The following is an 18,259-nucleotide window of genomic DNA, read 5'->3' on the forward strand; positions in this document are numbered from 1 at the left end:
CCCGGGATCCCTCGTCCGATGTTTCGGATCGTTGAATGACTGAGGACGAGATTGGCGACAAAAGCTCGCCACGGCAAGAGGAACGCGCGACAGATCACACGCCGCACGTGCGGCGTAATGGTGCTCAGCCTGTCGCGGCAGTTTTGCCTGTCGGAATTGATGCATCATCGGCGAGGCTGATCTCCTCGCGCAGCGCATCCGTATGCTCGCCGAGCACGGCCATCGTCTTGGCCGGCGTGGTATCGGCACCCGACATCCGGAATGGCAGGTTGAGCACCTGAAAGGAGCCGCCCTCATCCCGCACCTCGGAAAGCGCCTGCCGGTGCGCGAGCTGCGGATCGGCCAGCGCCTCGGACACGGTGCGATAAGCCGACGCCGGCACGCCGGCCGCGCCAAGCGCTGCGAGACACGCATCGGTCGTGAGTTCCCGCGACCAGGCTTCGACGCCGTCCATCACCTCCGCCCAATTCTCGCGGCGCGCGGCATAGGTCGCAAAGCGCGGATCGGAGATCCATTCGGGGTGACCGATAACGCCCATCAATCCCTGGAACGTCTTCTCGCTGGCGACCGTGATCATGACATAGCCGCTTGCCGTCTCGGTCGGGCCGAACATCGGGCGCGGCGGCGGCTTCACGGCGAATTGTGCGCTCTGCAATTCGGTCAGCGTCAGTGACAGCATCGATTCCAGCATGGACACATCGATGTGCTGGCCGAGGCCGGTCACGGTCCGCTGATAGAGCGCGGACGCGATCGCGCCGAAGCCATAGGTGCCGGTGACGACGTCGGCGTGATAGATGCCGCAATAATCCGGGCGGCTGCGGCCAGGCTGGTAGGCCAGATGCGCCATGTCATAGCCGGAGGCGGCATGGATCACCGGAGCATAAGCCGGCAGCTCGGCCGAGGGGCCGGTCTGCCCGTAGCCTGAGATCGAGCAATAGATCAGCCTCGGATTGACGGTGCGCAGCCTGTCGTAGTCGAGCCGCAGCCGGTGCATCACGCCGGGGCGAAAGTTCTCGACCAGGATGTCTGATGTCGCGGCCAGCCGGCGCACCGCCTCCTTGCCGTCCTCGGACTTGAGGTCGAGCACGACGCTCTTCTTGCCGACATTGAGCTGGCCGAACGCGGTGCTGCACCCCTTGCGCAGCGGCGGCCGGGTCCGCATCGTCTCCCCGCCGTCGGTCTCGATCTTGATGACCTCGGCGCCCATGTCGGCAAGCATCCGCGCGCAGTGAGGACCGGCGATGGTGGTCGAAAAATCCAGGACCCTGAGCCCGGCGAAGGCTTTTGTCGTCGTCCCCTCATGCTTATCTGCTAGCTGCATGCCTGCTCACGTCCTTGGGTCTTAGGAACTCTCGAAGTTCTCTGTTGTTGATGCGGCGACCCTAGAGGGCGGCGGCCGAGTAGGAAAGTGTTTACCGAACCGACGCGCCGCGTAGGCGGGCTTTAAGAATTCCCGGACAACTGGACCCGTTCTTGCATAGTAGCGAACGGGATCGACAGAGGGCAGCTGTTCTTGAGGGTCTTGTTCGTCACCACGGAGTTGGACGACTTCGTCCGCGTCGGCGGCCTTGGAGCCGTGTCCGCTGCGCTGCCCCGCGCCCTTCGCTCCTTTGCCGATATCCGGATCATGCTGCCCGGCTATCGCGACATCATCGAGCAACTCACGCATATTCAGATCGTTGGGCGCTGCCCGGCGCTCGCGGAGATGCCGGCCTGCTCGCTCGGACGGGCAGCGACCAAGGACGGCCTGCCGGTCTACGTGCTGCTCTGCTCGCAACTCTACGACCGGCCCGGTAACCCCTATGGCGACGAGTCCGGGCGGGACTGGCCGGACAACGACATCCGCTTCGCGCGCTTTGCCTCGGCCGCCGCTGAGCTGGCCATGGGCAAGCTGGACAAGAATTGGGCAGCAGACCTGATCCATGCCAATGACTGGCAGGCCTCGCTCGTGCCGGCCTATCTCGCCTGGCGCGGCTCCAAGCTGCCCTCGATCCTGACCATTCACAACCTCGCCTATCAGGGCCTCTTCCCGAAGGACTCGTTGCGGCGGATCGGCGCACCGGAAAGCTCTTTCCACATCGACGGCGTCGAGTTCTACGACCAGCTCTCCTTCCTCAAGGCCGGCCTCGTCTACGCCTCGCACCTCACCACCGTGAGCGGCACCTATGCGCGCGAGATCACCACGGCCGAATTCGGCTGCGGCCTGGAGGGCCTGCTCCGCCTGCGCTCGGACGCATCCGAGCTCACCGGCATCCTCAACGGCATCGACGAGAGCTGGGACCCGCGCTCCTGCGCCCAGCTCGCCCAGCAGTTCGGCGCCGGCGACTGGGTCGGCAAGAGGGCCAATGCGGATTACGTCCGCAAGCAGTTCGGCTTAGCGGTGTCGCGCGGCCCCATGTTCGGCATCGTCGCGCGTCTCGTGCACCAGAAGGGCATCGACCTCGTGCTGTCGGCGGCCGACGAGATCGTCGATGCCGGCGGGCAGATCGTGGTCACCGGTTCCGGCGAGCCGGCGCTGGAGCAAGCTCTGATCGACGCGCATCGTCGCCGCCCCGACGCCATCGGGGTGGTGATCGGCTTCAACGATGCCCAGGCCCGCCGTATCTTTGCCGGCAGCGATTTCACCCTGATGCCCTCGCGCTTCGAGCCGTGCGGGCTTAGCCAGATGTACGCCCAGCGCTTCGGCTCGCTGCCGATCGGTCACCAGACCGGCGGCCTTGCCGAAACCATCACCGACGGCGAGACCGGCTTCCTGTTCTCGAGGCCCTCGCGCGAGTCCTTCCTTGGCGGTGTCCGCCGGGCTTTCTCCGCTTTCATGGCCCAGGACCAGCTCGACACCATGCGCCGCAGCGCCATGGGACGGTCGTTCTCCTGGAGCATCTCGGCGGGGAGCTACAGCGCGCTGTACCGGAAGCTGGCTTCGGTGTGAGACAGAGGCGCTTCCGCACGCTCGGTCATTGCGCGGCTTATCTCTCCCCGTCACCCTGAGGTGGCCGCTTCTTCAGCGGCCCTCGAAGGGCGACGGGGCTAAAGGCAGCGAACCTCACCCTCTCCCGCGCACATCCATTTGCGGCCGCCCGATCCACGCCCTGTTGAGGCAGCGCGTCATCCAGTCCGGCTGCGCTTCGCCTCGCAGCCGCGCCTGGGCTTCCTGATAGGGGCCGACATAGCGCAGCCGGTCCGGCAATGTCGGATAGATGCGCCGGATCCATCGCAGCGCGTTGTCGGCCGATCTGAGCTCCCGCTCGCCGAGCTCAAACCCGAAGCCGGCGCGCAATCGTTCCGGCAACAGGCTCGCCGTCAGCGCGCGATACCATCGCGGCGGCCGCAACCACGGACGCGCGCCGTCAAAAATCTGCGCCGCGATCTCGCGCGCCGCCGGGCTCACGGTCAGCGTATCCGACTGCGCCATCGCCGCGGTGTAGGCCGTAAAACCGGCCCAGTCCGCGGGCAGATCATCCGCCGTCAATCCAAACAACGCACCGAACATCCGGCTCTCGGTCCAGTAGCGCTCGCGCTCCTCCACCGAGAACGGCGGCAAAACCAGCTCGTGCGCCATCAGTGCCGTCTCGACCAGCGTCGCATGGACCCAACGCAGCGAGGGGATATCGTTGGCGCAGTAGCGCGAGCCTGCCGCAAAGGGGCCGACCGTCTCGGGCATCTCTCCGACGATCATGCCGTGCCGCCGGTGCAGCTGCCGGGACGAGCGCAAGGCACGGTCGAGCGAGCCGAACACCATGGCAAAGACGATATCGAAGGTGCGATGGAAGCGGCCGATCGGATCGGCCAGGGTTTTCGAATGCTCGGCGATGGCGGCGGCGACCCAGGGATGCGCCAGTTGCAGTAACAAGGCGCGGCCGGCGCCGAGAAAGATGACGGCCTCCCGGTCGATCCGCCAGGTCAGCGTCTCAGGACCGAACACGCCCGCCACCGGCCCCGCCGCGTTGGCGCGGACCAGATCGAGCGTTGCCTCGAGATCCTTTTCAGCAACCAATTGCAAGCCTCGCGACCAAGACGGCGCAACAATAGCCCAGACCGCTCCGCCGGGAAATCGTCACTGCGCCAGAGAACAACGCGCAAGGCCCTCACTCCGCCGCAATCGGCATCTCCTCCATATGCTCGTGCAGCACCACGCCGGCGAGCGGGTCGAATTCGCCGATCCAAGGCTTGCGCGCAAGCACCGACTTCGTGTGCGCATAACCAGCGTGCCAGCGCCGCGTGATTCCCGACGGGCTGAAGTCGATATCCTTGGTATGGGTCTCGCGCTCGAGCTGCGGCGCGAGCAGCCGCACCACGTGCATGCGGGTCGGACAGCCGTAGCTCGTCAACTCCCTCACAGCAGGATCGTTGCGCTCGACCTCCGAAAGCCGTGCCGCGAGCTGGTTGATGACATGACGCAGACGATGGGCCTGCTGCTGGCGCGCAATCTGGCTCGAAATGCGGCTGGAATATTGCACGTCCTTGTGCCGGTTCAGCACCTCCGCCATGGTGCTCGGCTCGGCCCCGACGGGATTCCACAAATGCACGGAGAAGATCAGCGAATCCCTGCGCGGGTTGTCATCGAACACCGCTTCCGTCGGCGTGTTCGACAGGATGCCGCCGTCCCAGTAGAGCTCGCCGTCGATGCGCACCGCCGGGAAAGCCGGCGGCAGCGCGCCCGACGCCATTATATGCTTGACCGTCAGTTCGCCGTCGCGGCTGTCGAAATAGCGCATTTCACTGGTCCCGACGTGGGCCGCACCGACCGTCAGGCGCGGCGCGCAGCGATTGGCGAGGTCGAAATCGACCAGCTCGCTCAGAGTCTTCTCCAGCGGTACGGTCGAATAATAGCCCGCATTGTCGGCACCGAGCGGATAGGAATCGCCGGCATGCGCCAGCGGATTGGGCCGAAAGAAACCTGGAATGCCGTGAGTGACCGTCGACCAATAGGCCAGCTTCTCATTGAAGCCTGGAAACGCGGCGCGCCAGTCCCAGACTGGATTCTGCTCCATCCGCTTCCAGAACTCCCTCAAGCGAGCGACCCGATGCTCCGGCGCGTTGCCTGCGATGAGGCTCGCATTGATGGCACCGATCGAGGTGCCGATGACCCAGTCCGGCTCGATGCCAGCCTCATGCAGCGCCTGGTAGACACCCGCCTGATAGGAGCCAAGCGCACCGCCGCCTTGCAGCACGAGGACGACCTGACCCGGCAGGTCGTGGCTCTCGCCTCGTGCGTTGTCCTGTGTGCCGTTCATATCTCGCTCCTGATGAGCTTGCATTGGCTGAAGATTCGACTTGTTGCGCTGGCTCATGTCAATGGGCGGTCCAGCCGCCGTCGACTGGCAGCGCAACGCCGGTGATCGAAGCCGCCGCATCCGTCGACAGGAACACCACGAGCGCGCCGAGTTCATCGACCGTGGCAAAACGCTTGTTCGGCTGCTGCGCCAGCAGCACGTCGTGGATCACCTGATCGCGGGAAATGCCGTGTGCCTTGGCCTGCCCGTCGATCTGCGCTTCGACCAGGGGCGTATAGACGTAGCCGGGACAGACCGCATTGCAGGTGATGCCCTCCTCCGCGGTCTCCAGCGCCGTGACCTTGGTCAGGCCGACGATGCCGTGCTTGGCCGCGACATAGGCCGCCTTGAACGGTGAGCCGACCAGGCCGTGCGCCGAGGCGATGTTGATGATCCGGCCAAAACCGTTCTGGCGCATCGCCGGCAGCGCGAGCCGCGTCGTGTGGAAGGCCGAGCTCAGGTTGATCGCGAGGATCTGGTCCCATTTCTCGACCGGAAACTGGTCCAGCGGCGCGACATGCTGGATGCCGGCATTGTTGACGAGGATGTCGAGCCGACCGGATTGGGCGATCGTCGCAGCGACCATCTCGGCGATCGATTTCGGCCTCGTCATGTCGGCCGGCGAGTAACTCGCTTTGACGTCGAACTCGGCGGCGATCTGCTCGCGTGTCCGGCCGATCTCGCTGGCGACACCAAGGCCGTTCAGCACGACATCGGCGCCGGCCGCAGCCAGGGCGCGTGCGATGCCGAGTCCGATACCGCTGGTCGACCCGGTGACCAGCGCTACCTTGCCGGCCAGCACGCGTGCAGACTGAGATGTCTGCGGCTTCAGCGGTATGTTCATGACGCGATCTCCTTTGGCGACGACTGGCTTCGAGGCCGAGCTTCAGAACCCTCGCGGATTGGCCGCCCAAACGGAAATACCAGCTGGCTTCCGAATCCATAGGCGCGTGCTATAGCGGCCGGGATGTCATTCGCCGTCCCGATCGGATAAGATCGCGTATCTTGCCGGGAGCCGATCCATGGAAATGCACCAGGTCCGCTATTTCCTCGCGGTGGCGCAGTTGCTCAACTTCACGCGCGCGGCGGAGGAGTGCAACGTCACGCAGCCCTCGCTGACGCGCGCGATCAAGCAGCTTGAGGCCGAGCTTGGCGGCGACCTCTTCCGCCGCGAGCGGCCGGCGGCGCAACTGACCGAACTCGGCCAGCGCATGCATCCGCTCCTGAAACAGTGTTTTGACGCCGCCGCCGGCGCGCGATCGCTCGCCTCCTCGTTTAAAAGCGGAGAGGTTGGCGCGCTCCGCATCGCTCTGACGCATTCGATCGACCTCGCACTGCTGATTCCCCATCTCAACGAGATCAGGCGGCAGTTCAACCGGCTCGAACTGCGCTTCCTGCGCGGGACGAGCCGCGAGGTCGGTGAATTCCTCAAGAAGGGCGAGGCCGAGCTCGGCATCGCCGCCGAGATCGACGAGGCCTGGGACCGGCTCGACGCCTGGCCGCTGTTCACCGAGAGCTTCGAGCTCGTCGTTGGCGACGGGCATCGGCTGGCCGGGCGCAGCAGCATCGAACTGGACGATCTGCGCTCGGAGCAATTGCTGGGCCGGACGTTCTGCGAGCACTCGCGCCGCATCTCCGCCAGCCTGCGTGAGCACGGCATCGAGCATGGACACGAGATTTCGAGCGAGCGCGACCTGATCGAGCTGGTCGAGGCCGACATCGGCGTCGCCATGATGCCGCACACTTCGCCCCTGCCGCAGACACTGACGCGCGCCACGGTCGCCGGGCTCGACGCCCGCCGCACCGTCAGCCTTTACGGGGTCGCCGGCCGGCAACGCACGGCGGTCGCCAACGCCGTGATGCGTATGCTGCGCGGCGCCGACTGGCGGGAGATTGCAGGATAAGCCCGCGTCGCGAGCGCTCAGTTCTCCCTGCCCGCGCTCTCCAGCGCTGCGAGCAGATCATCGATCTCCATGCGCTTGCGGAAATCGGGATCGACGAAGCGGGCCTTCACGATCCCGTCGCGGCCGACCACGAACACGGCCGGGATCGGCAGCATCCAGCCGTCATTGCCGTGGAATTTCGCCATGTCCTGGTAGGACAACAGGTCCTGGATCTCGGCGCCGAGCCAGATCGCGAGATTGAGCGACAGCGCATAGCCGTTATCGAGATCGGTCAGGATCGGAAACGGCGCGCCGGATTCAGCCTTGAGCTGCCTCGTGTATTCCTGCGTCTCCGGCATCACTGCAACGATCTGCGCACCCATGGCCTCGATGCGATCGAGCGCCTGAACCACCGCGCGGACATTGAGCCGGCAATAGGGACACCAATGGCCGCGGAAGAACATTACGGCGAGCGGACCGCGCTCCAGCAGCGACGGCAACGTGACGAGACGCCCGGACTCGTCCGGCAGCATGAACGGCGGCATCGCATCGCCCGGGCGCGGCGCGGTTTCACCACCGCCGTTCCCGCCCAATCTCGCCACCAGTCGATCGACGGCCTCACCATACGCCGGAAAGACCTCACGGCTGGCATCGGCATAGGCGCGGAGCTGATCGTTCAGCGTACCGTCCATGTCGCGGCAGCGCTGGAAGGCAAGCCTGAGCTGTTCCGCGTCGGCTGGCGAGAGAGCTGTCATCTTTCTGCTCCGGCATTCCCTTCGGCGAATATTAGTTTCCCGGTTCGGCCGCCCGCAAGGGGGCGGCCACGATGCCAGGGCCCGTTCAGTTCACGTAGAAATTGCCGGTCGGATCAAGCCGTCCCGAGGTGGTGTACATCGACCCATTGCTCATGAAGAAGACGGTGTTGTCGGGCACCTTCTTGGCGTTCTTCATCATCGCCTCGTGGTTCTTCTCGGCCGGCGCCATGGCCATCGCCGACATCTTGCCGGGGCCGCCATAGACATAGGCCATCCCGGCCTTGAAGTCCCAGGCGGCCTCCGAAAAGGCCGAGGTGGCGATGACCGCAAACGCGGCGGTGGCGATCAGGGTCTTGGACAATTTCGGCATGGGGTGCTCCTCCAAATTGACGTGAACGCCCGCCAATGGGGCGCCCTGTCATCGAACGCCGGATGCTACGAAAGCGGAAATGCCATTGCCCAATCGGATCGATAGCCGCTGCGCATCGACATAGCGCGCCGCTATCGCATCGAGAGCAAGCCGGCATTTCAGGATGGACGCGATCTCGATGAAGCTCCCGTCATCGCCGGCGACCAGCGGGGTTGCGGCCAACACAGGAGACCTTTCCATGTCCAAGAGCCACGCCTTGTCGCGTCTGATCTGGCCGGGCCTTGCCATCGTCGGCGCGCTGACGCTCTCGGCGCAGCCGGTCGTTGCCGGCGAATGTCCGGCCGGCAAGATCAAGCCGAACGCCCAGCAGATGGTCGACTACAAACCCGTCGGGGTGACCGACGTCACGCTGGGCACGATCGACCTCGGCAAGCAGCCGGCGCATATCGAGGGCCGCGAGCTGCGCTTCCGCAAGCTGACCATCGAGCCCGGCGGCATCGTGCCCTGGCATAGCCATGACGACCGCCCCGCTCTCATTTTCGTGCAACAGGGCGAGATCGTCGAATATGCCTCCAACTGCGTCGATCCGATCGTGCACAAGGCTGGCGACATCCGCCCCGAGGTTCACGGCACCTCGCATTGGTGGAAGAACCTCGGCAAGGAGACCGTCATTCTCTATGTCGGCGATGTCCGCAAGGATCCCAACGACCACCACATGTAACCGAGTGCCCCCGGCCCCATCACATCTCGTTACGAGAGGTGGCGCCCGGACTTTCCCCGGGCGCCGCATCCCTACAGGACAATCGCCATGACCGATCTTTCCGCGCCGATCAAACCGGCCGCAATGACGATGGAGGCGCAGGCGCCGGGACTGGCGCTGCGCTCGCTCGTGATCGGCCTCACCGCGTTCCTGACCGTCGTCGATCTCTTCGCAACGCAGGCGATCCTGCCCTCGCTCACACGCCATTACGACGTCACGCCCGCGGCGATGAGCTTTGCCGTCAACGCCAGCACGTTCGGCATGGCCGCAGCCAGCCTCGTGATTGGCTTTCTTAGCCCGCATATCGACCGCCGCACCGGCATCCTGCTCAGCCTGATGCTGCTGGCGCTCCCGACCGGCCTGCTGGCGATCGCGCCAAATCTCGCCGTCTTCACCGCCCTGCGCGTCGCGCAGGGCCTGTGCATGGCCTCCGCCTTCGCGCTGACACTGGCTCATCTCGGCGAGCAATGCAGCGCGATGGACGCCGGCGGCGCCTTCGCCGCCTATATCACCGGCAATGTCGCGAGCAATCTTGTCGGCCGGCTGGTCTCGGCGGCTGTTGCCGAAAGCCTCGGCCTTGCCTGGAATTTCTATCTGTTCGCAGCGCTCAATCTCGCCGGTGCGGTGCTGGTTTACTTCACGATCAGGCGCGTGCCGCCGATGCATGCGGCGGCGCCGGCGGCATCGCCGCTGGCCGCCACGATGGCGCATTGGCGCAATCCGCGATTGCGCGCCGCCTTCGGTATCGGATTCTGCATCCTGTTCGCCTTCATCGGCACCTTCACCTTCGTCAATTTCGTTCTGGTCCGGCCGCCGCTGTCGCTCGGGATGATGGATCTCGGCCTCGTCTACCTGGTGTTCCTGCCCTCGGTCGTCACGACATTGCTGGCGGGGCGGGTTGCCTCACGCATCGGAGCACGCCCGACGATCTGGGGCTCGCTCGCCGTTGCCGGCATCGGGCTGCCACTGATGCTGACTGGGCGGCTACCTGAAGTGCTCACCGGGATGGTGCTGGTCGCGGTCGGAACCTTCTTTGCGCAGGCGGCAGCGACCGGCTTCGTCGGACAGACGACGACCGAGCACCGCGGCGTCGCCAGCGGCACCTATCTAGCGTGCTACTTCTGTGGGGGTCTAGTCGGCACCGCCGTGCTCGGCCGACTGTTCGATGCCTTCGGCTGGCACGCTTGCATGACTGGCGTGGGCATAGCCCTTGCGGCCGCTGGCCTGCTCGCACTGAAACTGAAGCGCTAGCGCTTGGCCGGCACTTCCTGCGGCGGTTCGTCGTCGGCGATGGCGCGCCAGGCGGCGCCGTCGAGATCGTCGTACTGGCCGCTTCTGAGCGACCACAGGAAGGCGACGAGACCAGCGCCGCCGAGCATCAGCGCCAGCGGGACCAGGATGACCAGGATCTCCATCACAAGATCTCCCGCGAGGCGCTACGCGCGCGCAGCGAATTCAGCATCACCAGGATCGAGGATCCGCTCATGGCCGCCGCCGCGATCAGGGGCGTCACGACGCCGCTGATCGCAACCGGCACCGCGAGCACGTTGTAGCCGATCGCAAGCCAGAGATTCTGCCGCATCAGATGCAGCGCCTTGCGCGAGGCGTCGATGGCGGCAACCACCGGTGCCAGCGGTCGGCCGAGGAAGACGAGATCGGCGGTGGCCTGGCTCAAATGCGCCGCCGAAATCGGCGACATCGAAACATGGGCTGCCGCCAGCGAAGGCGCGTCGTTCATGCCGTCGCCAACCATCAGCACCTTGGCGCCGCGCCGCTTCAATTCCTCGATCCGTGCGATCTTGTCGGCCGGCGTGACGCCGGCACGCCATTCCGCGATGCCCAGCGCATGGGCCGCCGCGATCACTGCCGGCTCCCGATCGCCGGAGAGAATCTCAATGCCGATGTTGCGCGCCTTCAGCGCCGCGATCACGGCCTGCGCATCCGGACGCAGGCCCTGGCGGACCGAGAGGATGAACCTTTCGCTGCCCTTGCTGAAAGCGACGATGGAAGCTTCGGGATCGACAACGGCGCTCCCAACCAGCGCCTCGGCACCGCAGAAGGAGGGGCGGCCGAGGCGAAGCTCGACGCCCTCCACGGTCGCACGGACGCCCTGCCCGGCCTCTTCGACCGCACCGACAACAGGCGATCTGGCGCCGGCCGCCTGCGCCACGGCGGCGGCGACCGGATGATGGCTCGACAGCGCGAGCCGGCCGGCGAGTTCGAAGATGTCGGCGGGGATGTTGGCGGCATTCATCACTTCGAGATCGGGCAGCGTCAGCGTGCCGGTCTTGTCGAAGATGACATGGTCGGCTTCGGCCAGCCGCTCGATCGCATCGCCGGAATTCAGCAGCACCCCGGACTTGAACATCGCGCCGGAGGCGACCGTCTGCACGGTCGGAATGGCGAGCCCCAGCGCGCAGGGACAGGTGATGATCAGCACGGCAACGCCCGTCACGATCGCATCATGCCAGGACGCGCCGGCGATGACCCAACCGAGGATGGTCAGAAGCGCGGTCGCATGCACCACCGGCGCGTAGAGACGCGAAGCACGGTCGGCAAGCCGCATGTAGCGCGAGCGCGCCTGCAGCGCGTTGTCGAGCAGCCGCGTGATCTCGGCGAGCAGCGTCGCCTCGGACGCCGCCGAGACCCGCACCCGCAACGTGCCGGAGATGTTCATCGAGCCCGCATAGACCGGCGTGCCCTGCCCGGCCGTGACATAGAGCGTCTCGCCGGTGATCAGGCTCTGGTCGATCTCCGAACGGCCCTCGATCACGGTGCCGTCGACCGCACAGCGCTCGCCGGGCCTGAGCAGCACGATGTCGCCCGGATGGATCGCGGCCACCGGCACCTGCGAGATCTCGTCGGAGCCGACGAACTTCGCGGCCGTCTCCGCCTTCAGCGCCGCGAGATTGCCGGCGACCGCGCGGGTCCGCCGCCGCATGTTCTGGTCGAGGAAGCGGCCGACGAGCAGGAAGGTCAGCAGCATGATCGCCGCGTCGAAATAGGCGTGCTCGGCGTGGTGGATGGTCTCGACTACAGACATGCCGAGCGCGAGGATCACGCCGATCGAGATCGGCACGTCCATGTTGGTCGTCTTCGCCGACAGCGCACGCCAGGCCGAGCGAAAGAACGGCTGGCCGGCATAGGCCGCCGCCGGCAATGCGATCAGCGCCGACAGCCAGTGGAAGAAGTCGCGCTGCTCGGGCAGCATGTCCGAGACGTTGCCCGACCACACCGGGATCGACAGCATCATCACGTTCATGGTGGCAAAGGCGGCGACGCCGAGGCAGCGCAGCAGGAAACGCGATTCGGCGACCTCGGACGCTTCCGCGCTCTCGGTCTCGAACGGATAGGCCTTGTAGCCGAGCTCCTCGAGGCGATCGATGAACCGACCTGGGTCGAGCGTGCCAGCCTTCCATTCCAGCGCGACGCGGCGGTCGGTGAGGTTGACGCGCGCCAGCGTGACGTCAGGAATGGCGGACAGGCCGCGTTCGATCTTGGCCATGCATCCGGCGCAATGAACGCCTTCCACCGCGAGATCGATGTGCTGGACGCCCTCGGCCGCAGCCCGGACGTAGTGCGAAAAATCCCGCGTGACGTGCATGTCGAAGTCCTTCAGTTCAGGATCACGCGATTACGCGACAGGAACACGCGCGTCCCCCGCGCCTCGCCCTCGATCACTAGGTCCCATTGGCCCGGCGCGACGGACGCGGCATCGCCGCGATAGAGGCCGATGCCGGCTTCGGTGAGCTCGACGGCGAGATCGGCGCGCTTGTCGGTCGGCCGCTCCAGCCGGCCGCCGAATTTAAGTCCGGCGATCGGCTGGCCGCCGGCATCGCGTGCTTCGACCTGAAGCAAGGCACCGCCGTCGTTGCGGCGCTCGATATGGGCGTTGACCTTCCATTTGCGCGCGGTCTGGTCCTGCGCTGCCGAGATCTCGCGATCATAGGTCAGTCCCGCGGCATAGGGGCTGTCGACCTCGGTGCCGGGCAGCGTCGCGATCGCGAGCTTCATCATGGTGACGTTGACGCCGATCACGAGGCCGAAAAAGGCGACCAGCATCAGGAAGACTTTCGTTCCGGTCAGCGGCTTCGGGGCGGATGCCATGATAGTCTCCTGGATCTACGGCGCGACGAAATTGTCGACGGCGCTCGCGGCGACGCCTAGTCCGATGTCCATGACGTGAAAGCGGACCGGAATCGACTTCTCCGGATTGTTCTCGGCCGGCGCGGTGACGAGCAGCCGCAGCTCACTGGTGGAGTCGCGCGGAATCACGATGATCGGCCTATCAGGCGTCACCGAATCGACGCCGACGACATGCATCGTGGGGTTGGCTGGCCCCTCCACGTCGATGGCGATAGCGCGGTCGTAGCCGCTCTTGTTCAGCAGGCGCACCGTGTAGGCGTTGCGGATCGAGCCGTCGCTGAGCTTGACCGCAACCGGATTGCGATCGTGCAGCACGTTGACGTCGAGCAGGCTGCGCGTCGCCAGCATGTAGACCATGAAGCCGCCGATGGCCGCGATGATCGCGCTGTAGACGATGGTGCGGGGCCGGACGATCCGGTAGATCGGCGCCTTGCCCTCCTGGCGGCGATGGATGTTGATGTCGTTGTCGTAACCGATCAGTCGCTTCGGCCGGCCGATCTTGGTCATGACGTTGTCGCAAGCGTCGATGCACAGGCCGCACTGGATGCATTCCATCTGCGGTCCGTTGCGGATATCGATGCCGGTCGGGCAAACCGCGACGCATTGGTAGCAATCGACGCAATCGCCAACCTGCTCGCCGAGCGCGCGCAGTTCGGCGGCCTTCTTGACCGAGGTGCGCTTCTCGCCGCGATCGTAGCGGTAGGTGACATTCAGCGCCCATTCGTCGGTGAGCGCGGCCTGGATGCGCGGCCACGGGCACATATAGGTACAGACCTGCTCGCGCATGTAGCCGGCGAGCAGATAGGTCGTCGCCGTGAGGATTCCGATCCAGATATAGGCAATCATCGGGCCCTGGAAGGTGACGAGCTCCTTCACCAGGGTTGGCGCGTCGTTGAAGTAGAGCACCCAGGCGCCGCCGGTCCACCAGGCGATCATGAGCCAGATCGAATGCTTGAGCACGATCTCGGAGATCCGCTCGAGCTTCAACGGGTCGGACGATTTGTCCTTCTTCATCCGCTCGCGCCGGTCACCCTCGACCAGGCGTTCGACGGCATAGAACAGGTCGGTCCAGACCGTCTGCGGACAGAGATAGCCGCACCAGATGCGACCACCGACCGAGTTCATCAGGAACAGCGCCACCGCGGCCACGATCAACAGGCCGGTAAAGTAGTAGACCTCCTGCGGCCACAGCTCGATGAAGAAGAAGTAGAAGCGGCTGTTGGGAAGATCGATCAGCACCGCCTGGCTGGGGGCGCCGAGACCGCGGTTCCAGCGCACGAACGGCAGGAAATAATAGACGCCGAGGCAGATCGCCATCAGGCTCCATTTGATCCGGCGGAAGGTGCCGTTGACGCTCTGGGGATAGACCTTCTTGTGGGCTGCGTAGAGCGGCCCAACGTCATCTTCCGATGTGAGGTCTTTGGGGTTCACGGTCTTGTTCATCGCCTGGTGCTTCTCGAAAAGGTGCGATTGAACCTAGACCCGACACTGCCGCGTCAGTTGATCCAGCGCAAACGGGGGCACTTTTGTTCACCCCCGTCTGCAGCGAGATCTGTTATTTTCCACCGCCCAGCGAATGGACGTAGACCGCCATTGCCTTGATGGTGGCGGGATCGAGCCGCCCTTCCCAGGCCGGCATCACGCCGGCGCGGCCCTGGCTGATGGTCTCGATCAGGCTCGCCTCGTCGGAGCCGTAGAGCCAGATCTTGTCGGTGAGGTTCGGGGCGCCCATTTCCAAATTGCCCTTGCCGCCGTCGCCGTGGCAGGCGACGCAATTCTCCGCAAAGATCTTCTCGCCCTTGGCGGCATCGAAGCCGTTGCGGGTCGAAAGGCCCGACAGCGACCGCACGTAATTGGCGACCGTGACGATCTCGTCGGCCTTCAGCACGCCGTCCTTGCCGAAGGCGAGCATCTGGCCCTCATGCGTCTTGGCATGACCGGAGCGCGCGCCGAACTGGATGGTCTGCATGATCTGGTCGAGCGTGCCGCCCCACAGCCAGTCGTCGTCGTTCAGGTTCGGATAGCCCTTGGCGCCGGCGGCGCCGGAGCCGTGGCAAGGCGCGCAATTGTCGCCGAACACGGTCTTGCCCTTGGCGCGGGCGAGCGCCAGCAAGGCTGGGTCCTTCTCGATGTCGGCGAGCGAGGCGACGCCCAGCGCCGCCATCTTGTCACCTCGGATCTTCTCGAGGTTGGCGAGCTCGACCGCGACGTCGGCGCGCGAGGAGTAGCCGAACATGCCCGTGGTATTGCTGGAGATCAGCGGCCAGGCCGGATAGACGATCCAGTAGCCGATCGACCAGATGATGGTGAGGTAGAACGAGATCACCCACCAGCGCGGCAGCGGTGTGTTGAGCTCCTTGATACCGTCCCACTCGTGTCCAGTCGTGGACTTGCCGGAGACGGAATCGATGTCGCTATGATGATCGGTCATGGTCTCTCACTCCTCCCGCAACGGCAGGTGCGCTGCTTCGTCGAAGACAGCCTTGTTACGGGGCCAAAATGCGTAGGCGATGATCGCGAGAAAGATCGCGACGAACACCGGGGTCCAGATCGTCGTCACGAGCTCGGACGCTAGATTATGGACTGACAGGATAGCTTTCATCGTTCATGCCTTCTCAGCGAAGATTGGCTTTCTCGTTGTAGATCTTGAAGTCGACCAGCGTGCCGAGCATCTGCAGGTACGCGACCAGCGCGTCCATCTCGGTCGGCGTGCCGGCCTTGCCGTCGAAATTGCGCACGACGGCTTTGGCGTAGCGCTTGTTGAAGGCGTCGCCGCCGGAATTGTCCGGGTCGGCCTGGGCCTTCATGTCGGCGCCCGCGTTGGCGATCTGGTCGTCCGTATAAGGCGTGCCGACGGCCTTCAGCGTGCGCATGTGGTCGGAGATCGCGTCCGGATCGACCTCGGTCTGGCTGAGGAACGGATAGCCCGGCATCACCGACTGCGGCACGATCGCGCGCGGGTTGGTCAGATGGGTGACGTGCCAGTCGTCGGAATACTTTGCGCCGACGCGGGCGAGGTCGGGACCGGTGCGCTTCGAGCCCCACTGGAACGGATGGTCGTACATGCTCTCCGCGGCCAGCGAGAAGTGGCCGTAGCGCTCGACCTCGTCGCGCAGCGGGCGGACCATCTGCGAGTGGCAGAGATAGCAGCCCTCGCGGACATAGACGTTGCGGCCCGCCAGCTCCAGCGGCGTGTAGGGCCTGACCCCGTCGACCTTCTCGATCGTGCTCTTGAGGTAGAACAGCGGGGTGATCTCGACGAGCCCGCCGATCGCGATCACCAGCAGGATGCCGACGATCAGGATGATCGAGTTCTTTTCGAAGATTTGGTGGCGTGTCCAGAACGACATGGTGGAGCTCCTCATTCCGCCGGCTGAAGAGCGACGGGCATCTGGACTTCCGCCTCGCCGACGCGAACGGTCATCCAGAGGTTATAGGCCATGATCAACGAGCCGATCAGGAACAGCCCGCCGCCGGCGGCGCGGATGATGTAGAAGGGATGCATCGCCTCGACGGTCTCGATGAAGGAATATTCGAGGAAGCCGAGCGAGGTGTAGGCGCGCCACATCAGGCCCTGGAGGATGCCGGACACCCACATCGCCGAGATGTAGAGGACGATGCCGAGGGTCGCGACCCAGAAGTGCCAGTTGACGAGCTTCAGGCTGTAGAGCCCCTTGCGATTCCAGGCCCACGGCACCAGGCAGTAGAGCGCGCCGAAGGACACGAAGCCGACCCAGCCGAGCGCGCCGGAGTGCACGTGGCCGATGGTCCAGTCGGTGTAGTGGCTGAGCGAGTTGACCACCTTGATCGACATCATCGGGCCTTCGAAGGTCGACATGCCGTAGAAGGCGACGGAGACCACGAGCATGCGCAGCACGGGATCGGTGCGCAGCTTGTCCCAGGCACCCGACAGCGTCATCAGGCCGTTGATCATGCCGCCCCAGGAGGGCATCCACAGCATGATCGAGAAGGTCATGCCCAACGTCTGCGTCCAGTCCGGCAGCGCCGTGTAGTGCAGATGGTGGGGACCTGCCCAGATGTAGAGGAAGATCAGCGCCCAGAAGTGGATGATCGACAGCCGGTAAGAATAGATCGGCCGCTCGGCGCGCTTCGGGATGAAGTAGTACATGATGGCGAGGAAGCCGGCGGTCAGGAAGAAGCCGACCGCGTTGTGGCCGTACCACCACTGGAACATGGCGTCCTGGATGCCGCCCCAGGCGACGTAGGACTTCGAGCCGAACACCGAGACGGGAAGCGCCGGGTTGTTGCCGAGATGCAGCACCGCGATCGTCACGATGAAGGCGAGATAGAACCAGTTCGCGACGAAGATGTGCGGCTCCTTGCGCTTGATGACGGTGGCAAGGAAGACGAGCAGATAGACGACCCAGACGATGGTCAGCCACAGGTCGGCATACCATTCCGGCTCGGCATATTCCTTCGATTGAGTGACGCCGAGCAGATAGCCGGTGCCGGCGATCAGAATGAAGAAATTGTAGCCCACCACGACGAACCACGGCGCGAGGTCGCCGGCGAGGCGCGCGCGGCAGGACTTCTGCACCACGTAGAAGGAGGTCGCGATCAGCACGTTGCCGCCGAAGGCGAAGATCACGGCGGAGGTGTGCAGCGGCCGCAGGCGGCCGAAGCTGGTCCAGGGCAGGTCGAAGTTCAGCGCAGGCCATGCCAGCTGCGAGGCGATGATGAGGCCGACGAGGAAGCCGGCAATGCCCCAGAACATCGCCATGAAGGAGGAGAATTTGATCGGGCCCATGTTGTAGTTCGGGCGCCCGTTGATCTCCTGTGGCGGCAGCGCCACCGGACGGTCGAGGTAGCGGTTGACGATGACGAACACCGCAGCAAGGCTCGCCGCCGCGCTGAGCGCGGCGTGAAAGGCGAACGGCGCATCGAGCGCCTTGGCCGAGGCGACCACGCAGAGGAAAGCGGTGATTGCGAACACGACAGCCAGGCCGCTTTCACCGATGGTCATGGATTTGGAAATGGAGGGCTGGCTCATGCGGATTCTCTCTGAAAGAACACAGCGCCAGAAACCACATTCATCCTCACTCGGAATTGAT

19 protein-coding genes are annotated in these 18,259 nt (G+C 65.0%); 4 read left to right on the top strand and 15 right to left on the bottom strand.

Features of this window, described 5'->3' with window-relative positions:
- Nucleotides 1-124 precede the first annotated feature (124 nt).
- Entirely contained in the window at nt 125-1,321 is a 1,197-nt protein-coding gene (locus tag GGD66_RS18475) for a CaiB/BaiF CoA-transferase family protein (RefSeq protein ID WP_183258579.1), read from the bottom strand.
- A 192-nt stretch (nt 1,322-1,513) separates the two neighbouring features.
- Here GGD66_RS18475 and glgA point away from each other — a divergent pair, with 192 nt between their 5' ends.
- On the top strand, nt 1,514-2,929 hold the full coding sequence (gene glgA / locus GGD66_RS18480) for a glycogen synthase GlgA (protein ID WP_183258580.1): 1,416 nt from the start codon (nt 1,514-1,516) through the stop codon (nt 2,927-2,929).
- A 114-nt stretch (nt 2,930-3,043) separates the two neighbouring features.
- Here the strand turns inward: glgA and GGD66_RS18485 are convergent, their stop codons facing one another.
- From GGD66_RS18485 to GGD66_RS18495, 3 genes are all read right to left on the bottom strand, one after another.
- Complete coding sequence (locus GGD66_RS18485; RefSeq protein WP_183258581.1) at nt 3,044-3,994, bottom strand: oxygenase MpaB family protein; 951 nt, start codon at nt 3,992-3,994, stop codon at nt 3,044-3,046.
- A 91-nt stretch (nt 3,995-4,085) separates the two neighbouring features.
- Nucleotides 4,086-5,234, bottom strand: a complete 1,149-nt coding sequence (locus tag GGD66_RS18490) for a patatin-like phospholipase family protein (RefSeq protein WP_092259969.1) — start codon at nt 5,232-5,234, stop codon at nt 4,086-4,088.
- A gap of 58 nt (nt 5,235-5,292) precedes the next feature.
- Nucleotides 5,293-6,117, bottom strand: coding sequence for a 3-hydroxybutyrate dehydrogenase (locus tag GGD66_RS18495; protein ID WP_183258582.1), 825 nt, complete (start codon nt 6,115-6,117; stop codon nt 5,293-5,295).
- A gap of 178 nt (nt 6,118-6,295) precedes the next feature.
- Here GGD66_RS18495 and GGD66_RS18500 point away from each other — a divergent pair, with 178 nt between their 5' ends.
- A complete protein-coding gene (locus tag GGD66_RS18500) occupies nt 6,296-7,177 on the top strand; it encodes a LysR family transcriptional regulator (protein ID WP_183258583.1) in 882 nt (293 codons plus the stop codon).
- 17 nt (nt 7,178-7,194) lie between these two features.
- Here GGD66_RS18500 and GGD66_RS18505 read toward each other — a convergent pair whose 3' ends face one another.
- The 3 genes from GGD66_RS18505 to GGD66_RS41165 all read right to left on the bottom strand — a co-directional run bounded on the left by GGD66_RS18505 (nt 7,195) and on the right by GGD66_RS41165 (nt 8,506).
- Nucleotides 7,195-7,911, bottom strand: a complete 717-nt coding sequence (locus tag GGD66_RS18505) for a peroxiredoxin-like family protein (RefSeq protein ID WP_183237918.1) — start codon at nt 7,909-7,911, stop codon at nt 7,195-7,197.
- A gap of 85 nt (nt 7,912-7,996) precedes the next feature.
- Nucleotides 7,997-8,281, bottom strand: a complete 285-nt coding sequence (locus GGD66_RS18510) for a hypothetical protein (protein WP_026202807.1) — start codon at nt 8,279-8,281, stop codon at nt 7,997-7,999.
- Between the two features lie 48 nt (nt 8,282-8,329).
- The gene (locus tag GGD66_RS41165; protein WP_177237262.1) at nt 8,330-8,506 is read right to left on the bottom strand and encodes a hypothetical protein; all 177 of its coding nucleotides are present in this window, start codon (nt 8,504-8,506) and stop codon (nt 8,330-8,332) included.
- 13 nt (nt 8,507-8,519) lie between these two features.
- On the opposite strand from GGD66_RS41165, the gene GGD66_RS18515 reads away from it, so the two are divergent.
- Both GGD66_RS18515 and GGD66_RS18520 read left to right on the top strand, forming a co-directional pair.
- Nucleotides 8,520-9,002: a cupin domain-containing protein gene (locus tag GGD66_RS18515; RefSeq protein ID WP_183258584.1), complete on the top strand. Its 483-nt coding sequence runs from the start codon at nt 8,520-8,522 to the stop codon at nt 9,000-9,002.
- Between the two features lie 87 nt (nt 9,003-9,089).
- Nucleotides 9,090-10,292: an MFS transporter gene (locus tag GGD66_RS18520; RefSeq protein WP_183258585.1), complete on the top strand. Its 1,203-nt coding sequence runs from the start codon at nt 9,090-9,092 to the stop codon at nt 10,290-10,292.
- Here GGD66_RS18520 and ccoS read toward each other — a convergent pair.
- From ccoS to ccoN, 8 genes are all read right to left on the bottom strand, one after another.
- Complete coding sequence (ccoS, locus tag GGD66_RS18525; RefSeq protein ID WP_018322747.1) at nt 10,289-10,456, bottom strand: cbb3-type cytochrome oxidase assembly protein CcoS; 168 nt, start codon at nt 10,454-10,456, stop codon at nt 10,289-10,291. The genes GGD66_RS18520 and ccoS overlap by 4 nt on opposite strands.
- Nucleotides 10,456-12,645 carry a cation-translocating P-type ATPase gene (locus GGD66_RS18530; RefSeq protein WP_183258586.1) on the bottom strand — a complete coding sequence of 730 codons (2,190 nt, stop codon included), beginning with the start codon at nt 12,643-12,645 and terminating at the stop codon, nt 10,456-10,458. Before GGD66_RS18530 ends, ccoS begins: the two co-directional genes overlap by 1 nt.
- Before the next feature lie 11 nt (nt 12,646-12,656).
- Nucleotides 12,657-13,148: a FixH family protein gene (locus GGD66_RS18535; RefSeq protein WP_183258587.1), complete on the bottom strand. Its 492-nt coding sequence runs from the start codon at nt 13,146-13,148 to the stop codon at nt 12,657-12,659.
- A gap of 15 nt (nt 13,149-13,163) precedes the next feature.
- On the bottom strand, nt 13,164-14,630 hold the full coding sequence (ccoG, locus tag GGD66_RS18540; RefSeq protein WP_183258588.1) for a cytochrome c oxidase accessory protein CcoG: 1,467 nt from the start codon (nt 14,628-14,630) through the stop codon (nt 13,164-13,166).
- Nucleotides 14,631-14,742: 112 nt separating this feature from the next.
- Nucleotides 14,743-15,618 (bottom strand): cytochrome-c oxidase, cbb3-type subunit III, encoded by an 876-nt coding sequence (gene ccoP / locus GGD66_RS18545; RefSeq protein WP_183258589.1) that lies wholly within the window; start codon nt 15,616-15,618, stop codon nt 14,743-14,745.
- Nucleotides 15,619-15,624: 6 nt separating this feature from the next.
- Complete coding sequence (locus tag GGD66_RS18550; protein WP_018322742.1) at nt 15,625-15,789, bottom strand: cbb3-type cytochrome c oxidase subunit 3; 165 nt, start codon at nt 15,787-15,789, stop codon at nt 15,625-15,627.
- A 13-nt stretch (nt 15,790-15,802) separates the two neighbouring features.
- On the bottom strand, nt 15,803-16,537 hold the full coding sequence (gene ccoO / locus GGD66_RS18555; RefSeq protein WP_183258590.1) for a cytochrome-c oxidase, cbb3-type subunit II: 735 nt from the start codon (nt 16,535-16,537) through the stop codon (nt 15,803-15,805).
- Nucleotides 16,538-16,548: 11 nt separating this feature from the next.
- Nucleotides 16,549-18,198 carry a cytochrome-c oxidase, cbb3-type subunit I gene (gene ccoN, locus GGD66_RS18560; protein WP_183258591.1) on the bottom strand — a complete coding sequence of 550 codons (1,650 nt, stop codon included), beginning with the start codon at nt 18,196-18,198 and terminating at the stop codon, nt 16,549-16,551.
- Nucleotides 18,199-18,259: the final 61 nt, after the last annotated feature.

This window comes from Bradyrhizobium sp. CIR48 (assembly GCF_014198315.1).
Taxonomy (GTDB): domain Bacteria; phylum Pseudomonadota; class Alphaproteobacteria; order Rhizobiales; family Xanthobacteraceae; genus Bradyrhizobium.